At 45.3% G+C, this 2,932-nt stretch carries 2 protein-coding genes; both read right to left on the bottom strand.

Annotated elements, in window-relative coordinates; all coding sequences use genetic code 11:
• A partial coding sequence (locus tag QZZ43_RS09285; RefSeq protein WP_291858213.1) for a spermine synthase occupies positions 1–1,538 on the bottom strand: 1,538 nt, incomplete at its 3' end.
• Between the two features lie 30 nt (positions 1,539–1,568).
• The coding region (amrB, locus tag QZZ43_RS09280; protein ID WP_291858211.1) for an AmmeMemoRadiSam system protein B at positions 1,569–2,932 on the bottom strand (1,364 nt) is incomplete at its 5' end.

Here is a 2,932-nt window from a genome sequence, read left to right as displayed (position 1 = left end):
TCCCAGAAATCACTCATATCGCGCAACGCCAGCTGAAACAACACGGGCCTTACACGGGTATTCAAACGTACCTGGCTCTCCACAATATTCTGTACAGCCACAATCTGTGATTCCAGTCTGTCGGCCGGGAAAAACTCCTCCTTAATAAACCGGTTATTCTCAAAAACCGCTTCATGATAATCCCACCAACCCGCTGTAATCTCCTTTTGTGAAACTACAAAAAAGACCTTTCCGCCTGCCCAGATGCGCAAATAAGGAAAAACAGAGCTAACAGTTTCTTCCAAAACCATTATCATATCACGCCGTGGACCGGACCAGGATGAGGAATAATCAATACCTCCCGTCACAAAAAAGCCATTCCTGCTTAAATTGTCAGCGATTAATTGAAAAAAATCGGCGGTGTAAAAACGTGTGGAAGCCAGATTATAGGGAATTCCGCCCCCCAACAGTACCACATCATAGAATTTTCCGGCTGATCGCTTCAGATACCTGTGCGGATCGGCATTAATAAATCTGACCCTTTCAAAATCCTTTCCGCCGATATGCAACAACTCCTTTTCCAGAGCAATCCGGGCATCGTCCGGAGAAATGAAATCAATTTTCAGGCCTTCATATTTCAAAGCCTCAGCCACCAGCCCGGGACTGGCATTAATCAACAAAATATGCTGCGGAGAAGGATGTAGCATTAAAGCCGGGTGTAGTAATTCTTCACGCTCCTGAGAAACCGAATTAGCTGAAACAAAACGGCCCCCCATAAAGTATCCCGTTTTGTCACCTTCCGTCCAGGCATCAATACTACCACGAGGGGAAAAGAATGTCCCGGTCACGCTTCGCCCTCCTGCAATCAACTCACGTGCAACCCGGTACTGAGGAAGAATCAGGAGAACAATCAACCCCAACAAACAAATAAACACCAATCCCCTGTTTAAAGCCTTCTTTATGGGAGCAAACAAAAAGATGGCAGCCAGAAAATTAAAGATTACCAACAAGGTGAGAGCAGAGAAAGCGTTCAACCAGACCGCCGGAACCAAAAAAAACAAAACTCCCGCCACAAGGCTTCCCCATTGCTCCGAGATATAAACCCGCTCTGTTTGTCGCTCACCGCATTTGTAACCCAAAGCCGACGAAAACCAGGTAAACATCATACCAGTAGGAAAACAAAATACAAAAGTGACAAAGGCAGTAATCAGTAACCAGTCAGATACACCAGGTGACCCCCCTTCGCTAGCCATCCAGTGCCGGGCAAGATACAACAACCACAATGACAGAAGAGCGGTAAAGCCAGAAATCAGCGGAAAAAAACCCGAATAGGACCACTGAAATCCTCTAAAAAACCGGGCAGAAAATGCGCCCATCCCGGAAAAAAGCATCCAGAAAGAGAGAAAAACCCCAACAATCAACTCATTTACAATAAATAATGAAGACAGCTCACGTAGCAGCACCACCTGTACCATTAACATGGAAAAACCACTCACAAAAACAGCCATCCGGCCTTTAACTAAAGAAGAGAAAGGGTTTGATATATTCTGATTCAACATTCGAAAAAATTTATCATAGTCATATTCTATTCATTTTTTATCCCCAAAGACAAGTGCTTCATAAATATAGACATCTGCATCCTTCCATCCATCCCATCCTATTCCGGCCTTATCTCTGGCGCAATGCCCCAGAAATTCCTCAAGATTCCACCCTGTCTTTTCCGCGACCTGTGGAAGAAACGTGCCGCTTCGCCCATCCTTTTCAATGTAAATACCATGCTTTCCCGGAACAATTTCTCCGACATCTTCCACCTTCCGTTTTGGAGTCAGTACGGATATTTCAATATCCAACTGCCCTGCTTCATCGTCAGTTACCGGCAAAAACCGGGAATCGTTCAAGGCAGCATCGGCCGTCATCCGATCTATCACTCTCCAAAGAGGTGCATCGCTTCCAAAATTTCCAATACACCCTCTCAATTTTCCTTTATTGTAGAGCGAAACAAATGCGCCCACCGGGGCTTCAAGGTTTTCTGAAAACAAAAGAACGGGAGCTTTTGCCACTTCATCATTCACAGCTGCCTCTAGTGCCTCATGAGCCCTTTTAACCAGCCACTGTTGTTCCTCACGGTTCAAAGAAAAACCCGACTCTTCCATTTTTGTTTGCTCTGCCCGAAAAACAGCAATGGCATTGTACCCCACCACACGATCTTTATCTCCCAAAAGGGTGTCACCGGAATTCTGATATTCAATTTTTTCAAACCTCAGATTGTCTTTGTTTTGTGTGAGATGCAGCAATGTCAGCACCGAAGACCATCCACACAAACTGGTGGAAAGTCCTTCTATTTTCAGATGACGATTTTTTTCCAAAACAGTTAACAATTCCGGGGGATCATTTTTCAAAATGGCCTCAGCTGTCAACGCATCTACTTTTTCAGCATCTTCGTAAGCAGGATAATGAGAAAAATCGGTGCTGATGACAAACAAGTTTCCCGGCCTGAACCACTCTTCCAGTGCCTTTGCCACCCTGGGAGCCCCATTGGCATCGTGTGGCCCCATCACAACAGGCACCAGCTTAAAAGGATGCTGCAAATGATGCTGCAAAAAAGGCAATTCCACCTCCAGGGAATGCTCATCAATATGAGCATTCGGATCGGAAGAAATATCAGAGCTGCTGTCCACAAGCTTTTGTGCAACCTCACGGTCCACTTCCACCCTTCCCAACGGAGTTAAATAATCTCCCTGTGTATAAACGGATGCACCGTTGAATGCAACACGATGGCTGGAACCAATCAAAAAAACACGATCAAATTTTGAATCTTTAGGGATCTGATTAAACCCCGACGCCGCAACTTTTCCCGAAAAAACATAACCTGCATGAGGCACAATCACAGCAGCCACTTCATCTTGACTCACGGGTTGTTTCGCCTGGCTGAAAAGTTCATCCAGATGTTTCT

Source organism: Marinilabilia sp., assembly GCF_016278715.1.
In the GTDB taxonomy this organism is placed as follows: domain Bacteria; phylum Bacteroidota; class Bacteroidia; order Bacteroidales; family Marinilabiliaceae; genus Marinilabilia.
This window is presented reverse-complemented; position numbering and strand designations above follow the sequence as displayed.